Raw genomic sequence first — 17,651 nt, 5'->3', positions numbered from 1 at the left:
CCCACATCACGCATCGCCGACCGCTCCCCCCGATGACGCCCTCACGGCGCCCCGTCGCCACTTCCCCGGCATCTGCCCCGGACGCACCGGGCGCACTCCCCAAATCCGGCAAACAAGCGGGATTCAGCACCCTCCGGCAAGGATCAAACGTCGCGAACCTGCACGCACCCTGTCAAGGCACTTCCCGATATCCACAGGGCGGAACGTGGGCTGTCACACAAACGCAAGATGCTTGCGATAGGGGCTCCGGCCGCATTAGCGTTCCGGGCGTGACCCGATACAACCTCGCCGAACTGCTGGAAGGCTCCGCCGCCCGGCACCCCGAGCGCACCGCGATCGTGCTGGGCGACACCCGGCTGTCCTACGCCCAGGTCGACGCGGCCGCCGCGCAGGTGGCGCACCTGCTGGTGGAGCGCGGTGTGCGGCCGGGCGACAAGGTCGCGCTGTCGATGCCGAACCTGCCGTACTTCACCATCGCCTACTTCGGCATCCTCAAGGCCGGCGCCACCGTCGTACCGCTGAACGTGCTGCTGAAGGCGCGGGAGGTGACGTACCACCTGGAGGACTCCGACGCCCGCGCGTACATCGCGTTCGAGGGCTCGCCGGAGCTGCCGATCGGTGACGCGGCGCGGGCCGCGGCCGCCCAGGTGCCGGGTGTGGAGCTGCTGATCGTCGACCCGGCCGCCGAGCTGCCGTGGGCGGGGCGGCCGTACTCCTTCGAGACGGTCGCGACGGACGAGGACGACACCGCGGTCATCCTGTACACGTCCGGCACCACGGGCCGTCCCAAGGGCGCCGAACTGCGGCACCGCAACATGCGCGACAACGTCCGCATCGACGAGGCCCTGTTCGGCGCGTCGGCGGACCGCCCGGACACCTATCTGTGCGTGCTGCCGCTGTTCCACTCGTTCGGCCAGACGGTCATCCAGAACGGCGCGCTCGCGTACGGCGGCACGATCGTGATGCTGCCGCGGTTCGAGCCGACGGCGGCGCTCAGGCTGATGGCAAAGGAGCGGGTGACGTTCTTCGGCGGGGTGCCCACGATGTACTGGGCGTTGCTCGGCGCGCTGGACGACTCGGTCGACGTCGCCGCGCTCGCCCGCGAGCTGCGGATCGCCGTGTCGGGCGGGTCCGCGCTGCCCCGGGAGGTGCACCGCGCGTTCCGGGAGCGGTTCGGCGTGACGATCCTGGAGGGGTACGGGCTGTCGGAGACGTCACCCGTGGCGTCGTTCGCGGTGCTCGGCGAGGAGCCGCGCGTCGGCTCGATCGGCGTGCCGGTCCCGGGTGTGGAGATGAGGCTCGTCGAGCCCGACTGGTCGGACGCGCAGGGCGGTCCCGACACGATCGGCGAGATCGCCGTGCGCGGCCACAACGTGATGAAGGGCTACTTCCGCCGCCCGGAGGCCACGGACGAGGTGATCCGCGACGGCTGGTTCCGCACCGGCGACCTCGCCCGCAAGGACGCGGACGGCTACTACTACATCGTCGACCGCGCCAAGGACATGATCATCCGCGGCGGGTTCAACGTGTACCCGCGCGAGATCGAGGAGCTCCTGATGGAGCACCCGGCCGTCTCGCTGGTCGCGGTCGTCGGCGTGGCGCACCCCTCGCACGGCGAGGAGATCAAGGCGGTGGTGGTGCGCAGGCCCGGCGCCGCGGTGACCGAGGACGAGCTCGTGGCCTGGAGCAAGGAGCGGCTCGCGGCGTACAAGTACCCGCGGGTGGTCGAGTTCGCCGACGCGCTGCCGATGACGTCCACGGGCAAGATCCTCAAGCGCGAGATCGGCTGAGGCGCGGGGCCCCGGCCCCCGGCCTCCCGCAACCGGCCCCTCACCCCCGGCCCTCGTCGCCTCAGGCGTCGGGGGCCGGCATCGGGAAGAGCAGGCAGCTGCTGGTGGCGTGGGCGAGCAGCCGGTCGTCGGCGTCCAGCAGTTCGGCCTGGGCGAGCGCGGTGCGCCGGCCGCCGTTGACCACCGTGCCGACGGCCCGCACCCGGCCGGTGTCGACAGTGATCCGGCGCAGGAACTTCACGCTCAGGTCGAGCGAGGTGTAGCCCGTCCCCGCCGGCAGGGTGGACTGCACGGCGCAGCCCGCCGCCGAGTCGAGCAGGGTGGCGTAGACCCCGCCGTGCACGCTGCCGATGGGGTTGTAGTGCTCCTCCCCCGGCACCAGCGAGAAGACCACCCGGCCGTGGCCGGTCTCCTCCAGCGTGAAGTCGAGGGTCGCGAGGATGGGCGGCCCCGGCAGCCGTCCCGCCTGCATCTCGCGCAGGAAGTCCAGGCCGGAGGCGCGTCCGACGGCCGCGGCCGAGACCGCGGGATCCTCCCACTCGTACGTACGCGTCCGTCCCATGATCCCTGTTCCTCCCTGGCTGGCTTCTTCGATCGAAGCTAGTTGTCCCGTCACCTGCCTGTCAATGGCAAAGCCAGAGGCCTACGATGGCCGCATGGAGTGGCTTGAGGCGAGCACGGAGAACTGCCCGGTCCAGCGGACGCTCGACGTGATCGGGGAGAAGTGGACCCTGTCGATCCTGCGCGACGCGGCCAACGGCGTGCGCCGGTTCGAGGACTTCCGGCGGCACATGGGCCTGTCCGAGGCGGTGCTGAGCGACCGGCTGCGCAAGCTGACCGCGGCCGGCATCCTGCGGACGGCCCCCTACCGGGACCCCGGCAGCCGCTCCCGCAACGAGTACCGGCTCACCCGCAAGGGCTGGGACCTGTGGCCCGTGCTGATCGCACTGCGGCAGTGGGGGGAGACGTACGAGGCCGACCCGGCGGGTCCGGTGCTGGACGTACGGCACAGCGATTGCGGGGCGCCGGTGCGGATCGCGGTGGAGTGCACGGGGGGTCACGAGGAGCTGACCCCGAAGGACGTCACGGCACGGCCGGGGCCGGGGGCACGCCCGCTCCGGTGACCGGCGCCGTCGGTCTTGGGATCGTGCGGTCTTGGGATCGTGCGGTCTTGGGATCGTGCGGGCTTGCGGGCTTGCGGGCTTGCGGGCTTGCGGCGGGGTGTCTCCCCGGTCGGGCGGGCGCGTGACGCGCCCGGGGGCTTAACGCAAGAATCCCGGCTTAGAATGCGCCGATGAGCGATCGTCAGGGTCGTCAGGTTCAGCGCCGTACGGGAGGGCGCTCCGCGCGGGTGCGGCGGGCGGTCCTCGACGCGGCGCTCGCGGCGCTGGCCGAGCACGGCGCCGAGAAGCTCAGCATCGCCGACGTGGCGGCCCGCGCCGAGGTGCACGAGACGTCCGTGTACCGGCGCTGGGGCACGCGCGAGGGCCTGATCGCGGCCGCGATGCTCGCGCACAGCGAGCAGGCCCAGCCGGTGCCGGACACCGGGACCCTGCGCGGCGACCTGACCGCGTACGCCGCCTCCACGGTGCGGATGGTGAACTCCCCGCTCGGCGGGCGGCTGGTCCGGGCGATGGCGGCCGCCGAGGACGGGCCCGAACTCGCCCAGTTGCGCACGGAGTTCTGGCGCACGCGGGCCGAGTCGGCAGGGGTGATGATCGACCGGGCCGTCGCCCGCGGCGAGTTGGCGGCCGCACCGGACACGCGGCTCGTCCTGGACGCCCTGATCGCGCCGGTCCACTTCCAACTGCTGCTGACCCGCAGGCCGGTGGACGAGGGCTACGCGGAGCAGGTGGTGGACCTGCTGCTGACGGGCCTGCGCCCGGCCGAGGGATGACCCGTGGACGACGAGGGCTCCCTGCCGCCGTACGCCCGGCCGGGGCGTGAAGTCGCGGCTCGGGCCGCGCGGTTCAGGGGACCAGCGCCTGACCCGATGACAGCCGGGCCATGAGCTGGGCGCGGTGGAGCGCCGCCACCGGGGCGAGGAGGTCGGGGTGGCGGAGCAGCGCCGCCGCCTGCCGGTCACGCTCGGTCGGCTGCGCCAGGCGCCGGAACTCGGCCGCCAGGCCCGCCGCGCGGCCGTCCGCGGCGACGGCGTCCACCGCCCGGTCGGCCAGCTCGGTGTCGCCCAGCAGGCAGGCCGCCCAGCTCGCCACGACCTCGTCGACCCAGGTGTGCCAGGCCGGGGCGTCGTCGAGTCCCCTCCCGGAGTGGTTCCCAGGGTCGCCCCTGGTGTCGTTCGTGGCGTCGTCGCCGATGTCGTTCCCGGCCGCACCGGTGAGCCGGTCCGGGCCGCCCGGCCCCGCCATGCCGACCAGCGCGGCGTCCATGGGGGTGGGGTAGCGCAGCCAGGCGGCGGCTCCGACCGCCAGCCGGGCCTGCGCCTCGCACAGGGCGGCGGCCATCGGGCCGCCGCAGGGCGGGTAGGCGCGCAACAGCCATTGCGAGGTCGCCGCGATCAGCGGGGAGAGGTCTGCGAGCACTGCCGGGCCGTCCCAGATGGTGCCGGAGGCTTCCGGGGCGGGTCACCGGAGGCCGAGGGGGTCGTTCAAAACGGTACATGTCACCCCACCGGCCCGATGCGGCCGAACGTCCCGACGCCGGCGTGGCGTCGGCCACACGGGAACGGGCCCGGGCCCGTGGAGCGGCCCCCTTCGGAAACCCGGCCGGTCCGGTCCGGCCCCCTGCCTCCGGCAGCGCCCGATCCACCCCGACACTGCTCGATCCACCCCCGGCACCGCCCGGTCTACCCGCGACACCGCTCGATCGCCTGCCACAGCTCGTCCCGTTCGGGTTCCGGGAGGGCGCCTCCCTGGGCGAACTTCAGGACGTCCTCGGCGACCGCGCGCAGCTTGGTGTTGGTGTGCTGGGAGACGTCGCGCAGGACGCGCCACGCGTCCTCCGGCGCGATCCGACCGAGGACCACCAGTGCGCCGATCGCCTGGTCGACCGCCGCGTGAGAGGAGACGGCCCGTCGCAGCTGGGCGTTCTCGCCCTCCAGGCGCGCGCATTCGTTCGCCAGGTCGGTGGCCGACAGCAGGCGCAGCGGATGCGTCTGCGAGAGGGCGAAGAAGGTCATCGGGCTCCCCCCGGATCGGTGCGGGCCGCCTGCGGTACGCCTTCCCCGGACGGGATGTTTCAGACCTCGGCCGATGCCGGACCCATCGGAGTTGAACGTGTTCAATTCTGGGCTATGGTGGGTGCCGTACAGGGAGGGGAGGGCTCCATGAAGATCGTCATGCCCGGGGGCACGGGACAGGTCGGCTCCGTCCTGCACCGCGCGTTCGCCGCGGCCGGACACGAGGTCGTCGTCCTGAGCAGGCACCCGGCGCGCAAGGGCGAGGTGCCGTGGGACGGCCGGACGCTCGGGCCGTGGGCGGAGGCGGTCGACGGCAGCGACGTCGTCGTCAACCTCGCCGGGCGCAGCGTCAGTTGCCGCTACACCGCGCCCAACCTGAAGGCCATGATGGAGTCCCGCGTGGACTCCGCGCGCGTCGTGGGCGAGGCCGTCGCCCGAGCCGTACGGCCGCCCCGCGTGTGGTTGCAGATGAGCACCGCCACCATCTACGCGCACCGCCACGACGCCCCCAACGACGAGGCCAACGGCGTGATCGGCGGCGCCGAGCCCGGCGTACCCGGCTACTGGTCCTACAGCGTCGACATCGCCAGGGCCTGGGAGCGCGAGCAGGAGCGGGCCGACACCCCGCACACCCGCAAGGTGGCCCTGCGCTCCGCCATGGTGATGAGCCCGGACCGGGGCGGGGTCTTCGACGTGCTGCTGGGGCTCGCCCGGCTCGGTCTCGGCGGCCCGGTCGCGGGCGGCGCCCAGTACGTGTCGTGGATCCACGACCGCGACTTCGTGCGCGCCGTCGAGTACCTGACGGCCCGCGAGGACATCGAGGGCCCGGTGAACCTGGCCGCCCCCGAACCGCTCCCCCAGCGTCTGTTCATGCACGCGCTGCGCACCGCGTGGGGCGTGCCGGTGGGGCTGCCGGCGACGCGGTGGATGGCGGAGCTGGGCGCGCTCGCCCTGCGCTCGGACACCGAACTGCTGCTCAAGAGCCGCCGGGTGGTCCCCGGCCGCCTCCTGGCCGAGGGTTTCCGCTTCGATCACCCGCGGTGGCAGGACGCGGCGGACGATCTCGTACGCCGCGTGCGGGAGCGCCGCGCGGCCTGACGCCGGCCTGCGCGCCCTGCCGGCCGGTCAGGCGGGGCGGGCGCTGGTGAAGCGGAAGGCGCCCTCACCGGTGCCGAGTGTCAGCCACACGTGGGGCCCCTCCCTGACCAGGCGCAGCGCGATGTACGCGCAGTCGGGGCAGCGGGCGGTCAGGCCCGGTTCGGGGCCGTAGACATGGAGCTGCGCGAGCGGCCCGGAGCGGGCACAGACCGGGCAGCGCCACCAGGCGGTGGTGGGCTCCACGGCGAGGATCTCCGACAGCGGTCCGGCGAGACAGTTGCCGTCGAGACGAGGGGTCGAGTCCTGCATGGGGTACTCCCGGGGCGGCGGAACGGGGTGGGGTGCCGATGCCGATGCGAGGCGGGGGCACGGGCTCGGTCTCCGGCTCGGTCTCAGGCACGGGCACGGGCACGGGCATGGGCACGGGCATGGGCACGGGCACGGGCATGGGCACGGGCATGGGCACGGGCACGGGCATGGGCACGGGCACGGGCACGGGCATGGGCACGGGCACGGGCACGGGCATGGGCACGGGCACGGGCATGGATCAGCCGAAGCGTTCGGTGCGGATGGTGGCCGGGTCCCGGCCCAGTTCGGTCAGCCGGTCCGCGACCGCCTCCACGAAGGCGGTCGGACCGCAGACGTAGATCGGACTGGCGGGTTCGAGTCCGGTCACCCCCCGGTCCAGGTCGTCGGCGGTGATCCGGCCGGGGGCGCGGCCGTCGCCGGCCGGGGCGCGCCGGGTGTAGACGATCCGTACGTCCAGCCGGGGGTCGCCGTCGGCGAGCAGGCCGCCGTACCAGACGTCCTCGGGGCTGCGCACGGAGTACAGCAGGTGGAAGCGGCTCCGCGCCGCGATCCGGCGGTGGGCGCGCACCATCGCCACCAGCGGGACGACGCCGGAGCCGCCCGCCACGAGCAGCACCGGAGCGGACTGCTCCGGCCGCCAGACGAACCAGTTGCCGAGCGGGCCGCGCAGCTCCACCTCGGCCCCGACGGGCAGCTCGGCGGCGAGGTAGGGCGAGACCTCCCCGTCGGGCACCGGCTGCACCCCGAGCTCGACCCGGTCGCCGTCGGCGGGCGCGGCCAGGGAGTAGCTGCGTACGGCCTGGTAGCCGTCGTCGGCGGTGAGCCGCACGTCGACATGCTGCCCGGCCAGGTGTCCGGGCCAGCCCGGCACGGTGAAGGCCAGGGTGCGGGCGGTGGCCGTCTCGGGGCGCCGCTCGTCGAGCCGGGCGGGGAGCCAGACCGGCGCCACGTCAGTCGCCCCAGGTGCGCTGCTCGCGCCAGGGGTCGCCGTAGGCGTGGTAGCCGACGCTCTCCCAGAAGCCCGGCTCGTCCTGGAGGGTGAGCCGCAGTCCGCGCACCCATTTCGCGGACTTCCAGAGGTAGAGGTGCGGCACGAGCAGGCGGGCCGGGCCGCCGTGCTCCGGGGAGAGCGGGAAGCCGTCGTAGGTGTGGGCCACCCAGGCCCGGCCGCCTCGGAGGTCCGCGAGCGGCAGGTTGGTGGTGTAGCCGCCGTAGCTGGTGACGACGACGTGCTCCGCCTCGGTCTCGACGCCGTCCAGGAAGGCGTCCAGGGCCACGCCGCGCCAGCGCGTGTCGAACTTCGACCAGCGGGTCACGCAGTGGATGTCGTGGACGGTCTCCTGCTGCGGCAGCGCCATCATGTCGTCCCAGGACCAGCTGCGGGTCTCACCGTGCTCCGTGGTCACGGTGAACGCCCAGCCCTCGGTGGGCACCTTCGGCGTGGGGCCCGCGGAGAGCACGGGGAACGATTCGGTGGGGTACTGCCCGGGCGGCAGCCGCTCCGCCAGCCGGCGGCCGCGCCCGTGGAATCCGGGCGAGAAGGAGGTCACGCTGTCATCCCCTCAGCCGTTGGGGGCTCAGCCTTCAGTGTGGGAGGCCGGGGGTGACTTCTCCACTCGGCGGGGACGCGCCACGTCACCGGGGTGGCCCGCCGTGCCGCCCGGGCGGCACGCCTCGCCACCCGGGCGGCCCGCCCCGTCCCCTCCCGGCGCCGCCGTGCGCCCCACCGTGGTGGCCAGCCTGCTCAGCCGTCGCCAGTTCAGGCGGGGCTGGGCGTCCGGCACGCCGGGACGCTCGCGGGGGACGCGGACCCGCAGGGCGCGGCGGGCGATGCGGCAGCGGACGGGGGAACGCATGACGACGGCCTCGCCGTCCAGGCCGACGTCGAGTTCGGGTTCGTCGCCCTCGACGACGACCTCGCGGGCGGTCTCGACGGCCAGCCCGCGCGGCTGCGGGTCCAGCAGCAGCTCCGCCGCCTCCAGGCCGCTGTCGACCTTCACCGCGAGCAGCCCGAGCCGGCCCGAGTTGAGCCGGGCCCGGCGGCCGAGGCCGAAGGGGTCGCCCGTGCGGTAGGGGTTGTTGCTGACCAGAACCGCCTGCGGGTCGGTGACCTCGGTGCCGTCGGCGTGCACGGTGAGGCGGGGTCCGCGCTGCCGGGTGAGCAGGTCGGGCAGCACCTCCAGGGCCGTGGCGACCTTGTCGTCGCGGTATCCCGGGCTCTGCACCACGGCTCCGTACGCGCCGAACGAGGCGTTGTTGACGAACGGCCGGTCGTCGGCGAAGCCCAGGTCCACGTGCAGCTCGACGCCGTCGGTGAGCGCGTCCAGGCAGGCCGCCGGATCGTCGCGGCTCAGGCCGAGATCCATCGCGAAGTGGTTGCGGGTGCCGGCCGCGATGACGAGGAACGGCAGACCGTGCTCCGCCGCGACAGCCGCCACCAGGGCCTGCGTGCCGTCCCCGCCCGCCACGCCGAGGAGGTCGGCGCCGTCCGCGACGGCCTCGCGGGCCAGCGCGGTGACGTCCTGGGGGCGGTCCGGGTCGAGCAGGACGACCCGGGCGCCGAGCCGCTCGGCCTTCTCCCGCACCGCGAACTTCTCCACCTTCCCGCCGCCGGAGAGCGGGTTGAGGATCAGGAACGGCCGGCGCGGCGGCGGCGTGCGGTGCTCCTTGACCCGTACCGGGCGCAGGCCCGAGCTGCGCAGGGCGTACCGCCCGCACCACACGGCCACCCCCCACAGACACACGGAACCGGCCAGCACCCACAGGAGGTTCTGCGCGGCGAATACGGTGATGAGGGTGACGGGCGCGGCGACCGCGAGCAGCACCGCTCCGGCGCGGGCCGCGCCCCTGCGGGACAGCACCCACCACAGGGCGGCCGCGGTCAGCGCGAGCGCGACGGGCGCGGCCACCAGCAGCACGAGCCCGCCGGCCCCACTGCGCACCAGGGGCAGCAGCACGGCCAGCGCCACCGCGGTCAGGGCCGCCCTGGCCGCCCAGCGCTGCCGTCGGTGCAGCGGCCGGTGCCGCGTGGTCGTTCCCATGCGCGTTCCGCCTTCCGCCTTCCGAGGCCGGGGGTCCCGGCATGGGGACCGGCGTCCGCGCACGGCCGCGCGGCACGCCTGTGCCGTCGTACCCCCAGTGCCCTGCGCCGCGCGGAACACACCCGCCGACCGGCGGGACGGCTGGCGAGACCGCTGGCGGGACGACCGGCGGAGGACCGGTGGAGGGCCACTGGCAACCCCGTTCAACAGTGCGGTTACCATATGAGCGCCACCTAGCTCGAAAGATGGATCTACGTGACTGTCAACGACGACTCGTTCACCAACTGGAAGACCCGCGAGGAGATCGCGGAGTCGATGATCCCGATGATCGGCAAGCTGCACCGGGAGCGGGACGTCACCGTCCTTCTGCACAGCCGCTCCCTGGTGAACAAGTCGGTGGTGAGCATCCTCAAGACCCACCGCTTCGCCCGGCAGATCGCGGGCGAGGAGCTCTCCGTCACGGAGACCCTGCCGTTCCTCCAGGCGCTCACCACGCTCGACCTCGGCCCCTCCCAGATCGACATCGGGATGCTGGCCGCGACCTACCGCGCCGACGACCGCGGCCTCACGGTGGCGGAGTTCACCGCCGGGGCGGTGGCCGGCGCGACCGGCGCCAACAAGGCGGAGCGCGCCGAGGGCCGCGACGTGGTGCTGTACGGCTTCGGCCGCATCGGGCGCCTCGTGGCCCGGCTGCTCATCGAGAAGACCGGTTCCGGCAACGGCCTCAGGCTGCGCGCCATCGTGGTACGCGGGGGCGGCGGCCGTGCGGCGGAGGACCTGGTCAAGCGCGCCTCGCTGATGCGCCGCGACTCCATCCACGGCCAGTTCCAGGGCACGATCACCGTCGACGAGGAGACCTCGTCGATCATCGCCAACGGCAACGCGATCCGGGTGATCTACGCGAACGACCCGTCCGAGGTCGACTACACGGCGTACGGCATCAAGGACGCCATCCTCATCGACAACACCGGCAAGTGGCGCGACCGCGAGGGCCTGTCCCAGCACCTGCGCCCCGGCATCGACAAGGTGGTGCTGACCGCGCCGGGCAAGGGCGACGTGCCCAACATCGTGCACGGCGTCAACCACGACACGATCAAGCCGGACGAGCAGGTCCTGTCCTGCGCCTCCTGCACCACCAACGCGATCGTGCCGCCGCTGAAGGCCATGGACGACGAGTTCGGCGTCCTGCGCGGGCACGTGGAGACGGTCCACTCGTTCACCAACGACCAGAACCTGCTCGACAACTACCACGCGGCCGACCGTCGCGGCCGGTCCGCGCCGCTCAACATGGTCATCACCGAGACCGGTGCCGCCTCCGCCGTCGCGAAGGCGCTGCCGGACCTCAAGGCGCCGATCACCGGCAGCTCGATCCGCGTCCCGGTGCCGGACGTGTCGATCGCCATCCTGAGCCTGCGGCTCGGCCGGGAGACCACCCGCGAGGAGGTCCTCGACCATCTGCGCGAGGTGTCGCTGACGTCGCCGCTGAAGCGCCAGATCGACTTCACCACCGCCCCCGACGCGGTCTCCAGCGACTTCATCGGCTCGCGCCACGCCTCGATCGTGGACGCGGGCGCGACCAAGGTCGACGGCGACAACGCGATCCTCTACCTCTGGTACGACAACGAGTTCGGCTACTCCTGCCAGGTGGTCCGGGTCGTGCAGCACGTCTCCGGGGTGGAGTACCCGACCTTCCCGTCGCCCGCGGCCTGACCCGCGCGGCGGAGGGGGGCGGCATGGCCCGGCGCGCCACGACGGCGTGCCGGGCCATGCCTGTCGCCCCGGGCATCGGCCGTCCGCGCCCGGGGTGGCCGGCACGGTCGAGATCCGGTACGGCGAGGGTCGCGAGCGCACCCCGTGCGGTGCCAGACTGGACGTGAACGGTGGAGGCTGCCATGGGTATCTACGCCGAGCAAATCGTTCCACGCATCCTCAACGTCGTCTGCGCCATGGGCGAGGCCAAGGACCTGCGCCGCCGGGTGTGCGAGGGCCTGGAGGGCGAGGTCCTGGAGATCGGATTCGGCTCCGGGCACAACGTTCCCTTCTACCCGCGCGCGGTCACGCGGGTGTCGGCGATCGACCCGTCCGACGTGGGCTGGAAGCTGGCCGGCAAGCGGGTCGGCGCGTCCGGCACCGTGGTCGAGCGCCGTGGGCTCGACGGCCAGTCGCTGCCCTTCGCCGACGACACCTTCGACGCGGCGCTGTCCACCTGGACGCTCTGCACCATCCCCGATGTCGATGCCGCCCTGCGGGAGGTGCGACGCGTCCTCAAGCCGGGCGGAACCCTGCACTTCGTCGAACACGGCCTGGCCCCGGACGAGCGGGTGCGCCGCTGGCAGCACCGCTTCGACCCGATGGAGCAGCGGGTCCTGGACGGCTGCCATCTCACCCGGCCCATCGTCGACCTGCTCACCTCGGCGGGTTTCACCATCGCCGAGCTCGACGTCTTCTACGAGAAGGGCGCCCCGAAGACCCTCGGCGCCGACTCCCTCGGCATCGCCGTGTCCCCCTGACAGGACCGGCCTCGGCATCGCCGTGTCCCCCCGAGAGGACCGCCCGACGGCGGTCGGACGACTCGGCGGACGGCGGTCCGCGCACCGCCCGACGTGCCGGGGCATGCCGGTTACGCGTCCGGCGGCGCGGGATGGGAGGATCTTCCCATGGCAATTCAGACCTACTTCGACATCACCATCAACGACCAGCCCGCCGGGCGGATCACCTTCAACCTCTACGAGGACGTCGTCCCGAAGACGGCTGAGAACTTCCGCGCGCTGTGCACGGGCGAGAAGGGCTTCGGTTACGCCGGCTCGTCGTTCCACCGCGTCATCCCCGAGTTCATGCTCCAGGGCGGCGACTTCACGGCGGGCAACGGCACCGGCGGCAAGAGCATCTACGGCGAGAAGTTCGCCGACGAGAACTTCAAGCTGAAGCACGACCGGGTGGGCCTGCTCTCCATGGCGAACGCCGGTCCGAACACGAACGGCTCGCAGTTCTTCATCACCACGGTTCTCACCCCCTGGCTCGACGGCAAGCACGTCGTCTTCGGCGAGGTCGCCGACCAGGCCTCCCTGGACCTCGTGAAGAAGATCGAGGGCCTCGGTTCGCAGAGCGGCCGCACCTCCGCGAAGATCACGATCTCGGCCTCCGGCCAGCTCTGACCGGCCCCTTCGTGCGGATCGGGAGCCGGCCCCGCGGCCGGCTCCGGTCCACTCCCGCCGCGGCGCCGGGGTCCCGCTCTCCCGCGGGTGCCCCCGGCGCCGCGCGGTGCGGGTGCCCCCGGCGCCGCGCGGTGCCTCACAGCGGCGGCTCGGCGAACAGTTCCCTGAGCCGCTCCGCGCTCTGCGCCCGCCCGGTCGCGTCCGCCGCGCCCGGGAACAGCCGCAGCCAGGAGCAGGCGCGGCGCAGCGCGCTCAGCCGCCACGCGAGGCGCACGGCCCGGCGCAGTTCCCGCCCCGTGGCGCCGTCCGCCGTCCACGGCTCCAGATAGACGTCCCGCAGGCGCGCCCCCACCTCGGGGCCGTGGCGCTCGCAGGCTCTGGCCACGGGCACCTGAAGGCTCATGAACGGGTGGGCGATCGCCGCGTCCCCCCAGTCGAAGACGGTGAACCTGGCCAGGTCCCGGTGGAAGACCTGGCCCTCGTGCAGGTCGCCGTGGTCGAGTCCGTCCTCGACGCCGGCCGCCGCGAGCTCCGCGCACCAGTCCGCCAGCCGTGGCCGCAGCTCCGCGAACCGCCGCCGGTCCTCCCGCCCCGGCGCCGTACCGCGCTCCACGAGTTCGTCGAAGAGGGCGGGCAGTTCGGCGGTGCGCGCGCCGGGCACGCCCAGTTCCTCGAACTGCCGGGTGTGCGGGGCGAGCCGGCGCTGCATCGTCGCGTACTGCCGGAGCAGCGCCTCCCACGCGTCCGGCGCGACGGGCCGCAGGGCGAGGGCGTCACGGAAGAGTTCGCCCCCGTCGGGCAGCAGCGACCAGCCGCGCGCCGCGTCCACCGCGAGCGGCCGCAGGACATGGTCCGGCGCCCGGCGGGCGAGTGCGGCGGTCAGCGTGCCCTCGAAGCGGCTGCCGGGCGGGTTGGCCTTGAACCAGACGCGGCCGGCCCCCTCGACCGGCACGCGGACCAGGACGGACCACGGCCGCAGCCGCACCGTCGGCTCGCCGGCCGTCCGCAGCCCGTGCGCGGCGATGCAGTCCGCCACCCACGCGCGGGCGTCCCGCCGCCACTCGTCGTCGTCCCAGGGGGTGACCGCGTGCTGGTACCGCCCGCGGTCCAGCCGTACCGGTGCCTCGTCGCGCATCGCGCCATCCCAGCAGCGCGACGCGGGTGTGTCACACGAGTTTCCCGTCGCCGCCGCCGACGGGACCCGCGCCGCCCCGGGACCACCGACCCGGGTGCGCAAGGCCCGAACGGGCCGCCGACGGTCCCGGCCGCGGGGACCGCCGTCCCGGCCAAAAGGTCCGCTCACCTACTTTGACCTGCGGATTCACTGGACAGCATCACCGTCGTTCACCTTAGATTGCAGGTCCAACGGCATCTCCTCGACAGGGTGGCCGGTATACGGTCCAAAGCACTTTCGCTGATCAGAAATGGCTTACGTCAATGGAGATTCAAGCCGAACACACCGCGCTGTCGATGTGCGATCACCAGGCTTCCGTACTCTTCGCCCCTCGTGCGCACGGGATGACGCCGGGCGGCCCCGTCCGGCATCGGAGACGCGAACCGTCGGTCCCCGCGCCGCCGGCCGAGCCGTAGGCACGACCCCGGGCAGGGCCCCGCGCCTGCCCCGGCCGCCCGCCTCCCCACACCGCTCATCCCGCTGTCCCGCATCGCACGATGTCTAGAGGTGTCATGTCGACCAGCATTTCCCCGACCTCGCCCCAGGGCCAGGTCCCGCCGTCGCCCACAGCGGCACGGCACGCATTGGTCACCATCCTGGTGGCCTGTGTGGGTGTGTTCGTCTCCTACCTGCCGGTGGTCGGCGTCTCCACCGCCCTGCCGGTGATCCAGCAGGGACTCGACGCCACCACGACCGGACTTCAGTGGATCACCGACGCGTTCATCCTGCCCACCGCGGCCCTGCTGCTGACCTGCGGGATCCTCGGTGACCTCTACGGCCGCAAGAAGATGTACCTCGGCGGCCTGACCGTGTTCTCCCTCGGCTGTCTGGTCTGTCTGACCGCCCACAGCGTGGTCCAGGTCTGCATCGGCCAGGCGCTGGCGGGCGTGGGCACCGCCGCGCTGCTCCCGTCGACCCTGGCGCTGATCAGCCACGTCCGCCCCGAGCCCGGCAAACGAGCCCGCTCGATAGCCCTGTGGACGGCGAGCCTGGGCCTCGGGCTCACCGTCGGCCCGCTGATCAACGGCGTCATCGTGGAGCACGCGAGCTGGCGCTGGATCTTCCTGCCCTCCCTGGTGGTCGGCGTGATCACCGTCGTGGTCGGCGCCGCGGTGCTGCCGGACTCGCGGGCCGAGCGCGAGCGTCACCTCGACATCCCCGGCCAGCTGCTGGCCATCGTCGCCATCACCGGTCTCGTCTACGGCGTCATCGAGGGCGGCAGCGCCGGCTGGGGGTCGGCGGAGGTCGTGCTCGCCTTCGTCGCCGCCGCGCTGGGTCTCGCGGGCTTCGTCGTGGTGGAGCTGCGCTCGCCCTGCCCGATGCTGGACATGCGGCTGTTCAGGTCGCGCGCGTTCTCCGGGGCCGCGATCGTCATGGGGCTCACCCTCTTCGCGCAGGTCGGCCTGGTCTTCGCGCTGAGCGAGTACTTCGGGCTCGTGCACCACGCCTCCACGTGGGACATCGGCCTCAGGCTGATCGCCCTCAACGGCTTCACCGTCGTGCTGGCCCCGGTCATCGGGCGGCTGATGAACAAGGTGTCGCCGGGCCGGGTACTGGTGGCCGGTCTGCTGGTGGCGGGCATCGGCGCGCTGTTGGTCAACACCTTCCAGGCGTCCACGGGCACCGGGACCGCCGCGCTGGTCATCGCGGTCCTCGGCATCGGCATCGCGCTGGCCATGGCCCCGATCACCACGATCGCCATGGACAGCCTGCCGGGGCGGCTCGCGGGCACCGCGGCGGCCTCGAACAGCGCCCTGCGCCAGATCGGCAGCGCGCTCGGCCCCGCCGTGTTCGGTGTCATCCTCACCCAGCGCACGCTGTCCACGCTGCCGGGCCACCTCGCCGCGACCAGCCTGAACCCGGCCGACCAGGGCCAGGTCAACGGCATCGTCCAGCACGTCGGCATCCAGGCGGGCGCGTTCCTGCAGCTGAAGACGCCCGAGACGACGGGGCTCGCGCAGTCGGCGTACGGCGCCGCGTTCACCGACGCGCTGCACACCTGCGCGGTCGTCGGCGGCATCGGGATGCTGGTCGCGGCGGGCGTCGCCCTCGTCATGTGCACGCGCGGCCACGCGGCCCACGCCGAGGAGCCGGCGGCGGCACCGCAGACCACGGGGGTGGCGGCGGGCGACGCGGCCTGACGTTTCCTCGTTCCACTGTTCCGCGGGAGCGGGCGGGCACCGTGGTGCCCGCCCGCTCGCGCGTTCGGTGCCAGTCGGGTTCTAGCTGCCCTCGTCGTACGGCATCAGGGTGGTCACCTTGCCGGTGTGGGGATCGGCTTCGAGGTAGCCGCCCTGGCTGTACTTGTTGTTCAGGTAGATGGCCATGTTCGCCGGGGTGTCGAAGGTCGTGTCCGGCGGGTTGACCACCAGATAGCGGGTGTCCTCGTTCGGCACCTTCAGCTTCTTGCGCGCCTCGCTGAGCAGCGCGGGCACGGCGTCCCAGTTCCAGTCGTCGATGTCGACCACCTCGCCCTTGTCGGCCGAGTTGGAGATGATCCCCTTCTCCACCCCTGTGCCGGGTCGATAGGTGTAGTCGTCGTAGGCGGTCCGGCTCCCCTTGACGATCACGCTGGCCGAGACGTACTCCGGATAGACCGTGAAGTCGGCGAACAGATGACTGCCCGTCTTCTTCTCGATGGCCTTCAGCGCGGTGCGGATCCCGTCGGGCGTGAGCAGGTCCTTCACCTTGGCGGTGTCCTGCGCCGAGGCCGTCGAACTCGGTGTCGGGGTGCCGCCGGTGCGCGAGCCGCCGGAGGCGCTGCTGTCCGCCCCGGTGCCCTTGTCGTCCGTGCCCCCGCTGGGCAGCTGCGTCCAGACCAGGACGCCGACGAGCGCGACCCCGACGGCGGACGAGGCGATCGTCAGGCCGCGGCGGCCGGGCCGCTTCGGCACGACCGGCGTGGTCACGGCTCCGGGCGGATACGGCGAGCCGGCCGTCACGGGACCGGCGGGCGCCGGATACCCGGCAGGCGGCGGGAATCCCCCGGTGGGCATGGGCGGTACGGCGTCCCGCGGCCCCGTCGGCGGGCCGAACCCCGTGGCGGGGCCGAAGGCGCCGGGCGGCGCGAGATGGTAGGAGGTGGCGGGCGCGGCGGACTGGCCCGGGTCCTCGGCGGCCGCGAGCATCCGTTCGAGTTCGGCGGCGTCCGGCCGGGCGTCGGGGTCGCGGACCAGCACCCGGTTGAGCACGGGGGTCAGGGCGCCCGCCTGCTTGGGCGGCGGCACGTCGTCGTGGAGGACGGCGGCCAGGGTGGCGAGGGTGGTGCCGCGGCGCAGCGGATGATGGCCCTCGACGGCGACGTACAGCATCATCGCGAGCGACCACAGGTCGGACGCCGGACCGCCGCGCACGCCGGTGATGCGCTCGGGGGCCATGTAGTCCGGCGTGCCGATGATGGAGCCGGTCGCGGTGAGCGTGGTCGACTCGCGGATCGCGGCGATGCCGAAGTCGGTGAGGACAGGCCGGCCGTCGGGGCGCAGCAGCACGTTCGCGGGTTTGACGTCGCGGTGCTGGATGCCGGCTGCGTGGGCGGCGTCGAGCGCGGCGAGCACCTCGCGGCCGAGGCGGGCGGCCTCGTGCGGGGCCATCGGCCCGCGCTCCAGGCGGTCGGCGAGCGATCCGCCCTCCACCAGTTCCATGACGAGCCAGGGGTAGGTGCCCTCGCCGCCGTCGACGATGTGGTGGATGGTGACGACGTTGGGGTGCTGCACGCTGGCCAGGGCGCGGGCCTCGCGCAGCACCCGTTCGCGCAGCATCCGGGCGCCCTCGGGATCGTGCTCGGCGAGGTCGATGTCCGGCGGGCGCACCTCCTTCACCGCGACGCTGCGGTGCAGCAGGAGGTCACGGGCGCGCCATACGGTTCCCATGCCGCCGCCACCGAGCCGCGTCTGTAGCTCGAATCGCCCGTCGACGACTCTTCTGCCGTTCTCCCCCACGTTCATG

Annotated in this window: 17 protein-coding genes; 8 read left to right on the top strand and 9 right to left on the bottom strand. The window is 73.2% G+C overall.

Features of this window, described 5'->3' with window-relative positions; all coding sequences use genetic code 11:
• The first annotated feature begins 269 nt into the window (after positions 1-269).
• Positions 270-1,790 carry a long-chain-fatty-acid--CoA ligase gene (locus WN71_RS18680; RefSeq protein ID WP_046591820.1) on the top strand — a complete coding sequence of 507 codons (1,521 nt, stop codon included), beginning with the start codon at positions 270-272 and terminating at the stop codon, positions 1,788-1,790.
• Between the two features lie 61 nt (positions 1,791-1,851).
• Here the strand turns inward: WN71_RS18680 and WN71_RS18675 are convergent, their stop codons facing one another.
• A complete protein-coding gene (locus WN71_RS18675; RefSeq protein ID WP_046591819.1) occupies positions 1,852-2,352 on the bottom strand; it encodes a PaaI family thioesterase in 501 nt (166 codons plus the stop codon).
• Between the two features lie 94 nt (positions 2,353-2,446).
• Between WN71_RS18675 and WN71_RS18670 the strand changes: the two genes are divergently transcribed.
• Both WN71_RS18670 and WN71_RS18665 read left to right on the top strand, forming a co-directional pair.
• Positions 2,447-2,914 (top strand): winged helix-turn-helix transcriptional regulator, encoded by a 468-nt coding sequence (locus WN71_RS18670; protein ID WP_046591818.1) that lies wholly within the window; start codon positions 2,447-2,449, stop codon positions 2,912-2,914.
• 170 nt (positions 2,915-3,084) lie between these two features.
• On the top strand, positions 3,085-3,687 hold the full coding sequence (locus tag WN71_RS18665; RefSeq protein WP_046591817.1) for a TetR/AcrR family transcriptional regulator: 603 nt from the start codon (positions 3,085-3,087) through the stop codon (positions 3,685-3,687).
• 73 nt (positions 3,688-3,760) lie between these two features.
• Here the strand turns inward: WN71_RS18665 and WN71_RS18660 are convergent, their stop codons facing one another.
• Together WN71_RS18660 and WN71_RS18655 are read right to left on the bottom strand one after the other, a co-directional pair.
• Positions 3,761-4,333 carry a hypothetical protein gene (locus tag WN71_RS18660; protein ID WP_046591816.1) on the bottom strand — a complete coding sequence of 191 codons (573 nt, stop codon included), beginning with the start codon at positions 4,331-4,333 and terminating at the stop codon, positions 3,761-3,763.
• Positions 4,334-4,596: 263 nt separating this feature from the next.
• Entirely contained in the window at positions 4,597-4,929 is a 333-nt protein-coding gene (locus tag WN71_RS18655; protein WP_046591815.1) for an ANTAR domain-containing protein, read from the bottom strand.
• Between the two features lie 147 nt (positions 4,930-5,076).
• On the opposite strand from WN71_RS18655, the gene WN71_RS18650 reads away from it, so the two are divergent.
• Positions 5,077-6,027 carry a DUF1731 domain-containing protein gene (locus tag WN71_RS18650; RefSeq protein WP_046591814.1) on the top strand — a complete coding sequence of 317 codons (951 nt, stop codon included), beginning with the start codon at positions 5,077-5,079 and terminating at the stop codon, positions 6,025-6,027.
• 27 nt (positions 6,028-6,054) lie between these two features.
• On the opposite strand, the gene WN71_RS18645 is transcribed toward WN71_RS18650, so the two are convergent.
• From WN71_RS18645 to WN71_RS18630, 4 genes are all read right to left on the bottom strand, one after another.
• Positions 6,055-6,336, bottom strand: coding sequence for a DUF6510 family protein (locus WN71_RS18645; RefSeq protein ID WP_046591813.1), 282 nt, complete (start codon positions 6,334-6,336; stop codon positions 6,055-6,057).
• Positions 6,337-6,574: 238 nt separating this feature from the next.
• Positions 6,575-7,285, bottom strand: a complete 711-nt coding sequence (locus tag WN71_RS18640) for a ferredoxin reductase (RefSeq protein ID WP_046591812.1) — start codon at positions 7,283-7,285, stop codon at positions 6,575-6,577.
• Position 7,286: 1 nt separating this feature from the next.
• Positions 7,287-7,886 carry a molybdopterin-dependent oxidoreductase gene (locus WN71_RS18635; RefSeq protein ID WP_046591811.1) on the bottom strand — a complete coding sequence of 200 codons (600 nt, stop codon included), beginning with the start codon at positions 7,884-7,886 and terminating at the stop codon, positions 7,287-7,289.
• Between the two features lie 27 nt (positions 7,887-7,913).
• A complete protein-coding gene (locus tag WN71_RS18630) occupies positions 7,914-9,377 on the bottom strand; it encodes a diacylglycerol/lipid kinase family protein (protein WP_079177948.1) in 1,464 nt (487 codons plus the stop codon).
• Between the two features lie 255 nt (positions 9,378-9,632).
• Here WN71_RS18630 and WN71_RS18625 point away from each other — a divergent pair, with 255 nt between their 5' ends.
• The 3 genes from WN71_RS18625 to WN71_RS18615 all read left to right on the top strand — a co-directional run bounded on the left by WN71_RS18625 (position 9,633) and on the right by WN71_RS18615 (position 12,532).
• Entirely contained in the window at positions 9,633-11,087 is a 1,455-nt protein-coding gene (locus tag WN71_RS18625; RefSeq protein ID WP_046591810.1) for a glyceraldehyde-3-phosphate dehydrogenase, read from the top strand.
• Positions 11,088-11,269: 182 nt separating this feature from the next.
• The gene (locus WN71_RS18620) at positions 11,270-11,887 is read left to right on the top strand and encodes a class I SAM-dependent methyltransferase (protein ID WP_046591809.1); all 618 of its coding nucleotides are present in this window, start codon (positions 11,270-11,272) and stop codon (positions 11,885-11,887) included.
• 147 nt (positions 11,888-12,034) lie between these two features.
• Positions 12,035-12,532, top strand: a complete 498-nt coding sequence (locus tag WN71_RS18615) for a peptidylprolyl isomerase (protein WP_046591808.1) — start codon at positions 12,035-12,037, stop codon at positions 12,530-12,532.
• Positions 12,533-12,668: 136 nt separating this feature from the next.
• On the opposite strand, the gene WN71_RS18610 is transcribed toward WN71_RS18615, so the two are convergent.
• Positions 12,669-13,667: an aminoglycoside phosphotransferase family protein gene (locus tag WN71_RS18610; protein WP_046591807.1), complete on the bottom strand. Its 999-nt coding sequence runs from the start codon at positions 13,665-13,667 to the stop codon at positions 12,669-12,671.
• A gap of 551 nt (positions 13,668-14,218) precedes the next feature.
• Here WN71_RS18610 and WN71_RS18605 point away from each other — a divergent pair.
• Entirely contained in the window at positions 14,219-15,847 is a 1,629-nt protein-coding gene (locus WN71_RS18605; protein WP_052743192.1) for a DHA2 family efflux MFS transporter permease subunit, read from the top strand.
• Between the two features lie 81 nt (positions 15,848-15,928).
• Here the strand turns inward: WN71_RS18605 and WN71_RS18600 are convergent, their stop codons facing one another.
• Positions 15,929-17,650 (bottom strand): serine/threonine-protein kinase, encoded by a 1,722-nt coding sequence (locus tag WN71_RS18600; protein ID WP_046591805.1) that lies wholly within the window; start codon positions 17,648-17,650, stop codon positions 15,929-15,931.
• Between the last annotated feature and the right edge of the window lies 1 nt (position 17,651).

The sequence above is a fragment of the Streptomyces mangrovisoli genome (assembly GCF_000974985.2).
Taxonomy (GTDB): Bacteria; Actinomycetota; Actinomycetes; order Streptomycetales; family Streptomycetaceae; genus Streptomyces; species Streptomyces mangrovisoli.
This window is presented reverse-complemented; position numbering and strand designations above follow the sequence as displayed.

Bases quoted from the DNA above. Each gene is read 5' to 3' on its own strand.
- WN71_RS18675 (WP_046591819.1), bottom strand. From the start codon at position 2,352: ATGGGACGGACGCGTACGTACGAGTGGGAGGATCCCGCGGTCTCGGCC.
- WN71_RS18670 (WP_046591818.1), top strand. From the start codon at position 2,447: ATGGAGTGGCTTGAGGCGAGCACGGAGAACTGCCCGGTCCAGCGGACG.
- WN71_RS18665 (WP_046591817.1), top strand. From the start codon at position 3,085: ATGAGCGATCGTCAGGGTCGTCAGGTTCAGCGCCGTACGGGAGGGCGC.
- WN71_RS18655 (WP_046591815.1), bottom strand. From the start codon at position 4,929: ATGACCTTCTTCGCCCTCTCGCAGACGCATCCGCTGCGCCTGCTGTCG.
- WN71_RS18650 (WP_046591814.1), top strand. From the start codon at position 5,077: ATGAAGATCGTCATGCCCGGGGGCACGGGACAGGTCGGCTCCGTCCTG.
- WN71_RS18645 (WP_046591813.1), bottom strand. From the start codon at position 6,336: ATGCAGGACTCGACCCCTCGTCTCGACGGCAACTGTCTCGCCGGACCG.
- WN71_RS18630 (WP_079177948.1), bottom strand. From the start codon at position 9,377: ATGGGAACGACCACGCGGCACCGGCCGCTGCACCGACGGCAGCGCTGG.
- WN71_RS18620 (WP_046591809.1), top strand. From the start codon at position 11,270: ATGGGTATCTACGCCGAGCAAATCGTTCCACGCATCCTCAACGTCGTC.
- WN71_RS18615 (WP_046591808.1), top strand. From the start codon at position 12,035: ATGGCAATTCAGACCTACTTCGACATCACCATCAACGACCAGCCCGCC.
- WN71_RS18610 (WP_046591807.1), bottom strand. From the start codon at position 13,667: ATGCGCGACGAGGCACCGGTACGGCTGGACCGCGGGCGGTACCAGCAC.
- WN71_RS18605 (WP_052743192.1), top strand. From the start codon at position 14,219: ATGTCGACCAGCATTTCCCCGACCTCGCCCCAGGGCCAGGTCCCGCCG.
- WN71_RS18600 (WP_046591805.1), bottom strand. From the start codon at position 17,650: ATGAACGTGGGGGAGAACGGCAGAAGAGTCGTCGACGGGCGATTCGAG.